The organism is Streptomyces sp. SID11385, assembly GCF_010548245.1.
In the GTDB taxonomy this organism is placed as follows: domain Bacteria; phylum Actinomycetota; class Actinomycetes; order Streptomycetales; family Streptomycetaceae; genus Streptomyces.
On record NZ_JAAGLR010000399.1, the window covers coordinates 1 to 221 of the forward strand.

The 221-nt window shown below is 72.9% G+C and carries 1 protein-coding gene; it reads right to left on the reverse strand.

Annotation, left to right across the window (positions count from 1 at the left end):
- Positions 1 to 209, reverse strand: a 209-nt coding sequence (locus G3I42_RS11955; protein WP_343244525.1) for an FAD-dependent monooxygenase, incomplete at its 3' end; no start/stop codon positions are given.
- Positions 210 to 221 lie beyond the last annotated feature (12 nt).

Genomic DNA, 221 nt, shown 5'->3' on the forward strand with positions numbered 1-221 from the left:
TCGGGCAGCTCCTCAAGTGGGACCCCCACATCCGCGACGAGCCCGCAGTTGGACGAGCCCGCACCCGGGAAGCCGATCCCGGCGAGCTCCCGGACCCGGCTCGACTCGCCGTCCGCGCCCACCAGGTACGAACCCCGCAGGGTGTACTCGCCCTCCGGCCCGCGCACCCGTACGTCGACCCCGGACACGTCCTGATGCGCATCGACCACCTCGTGACCGCG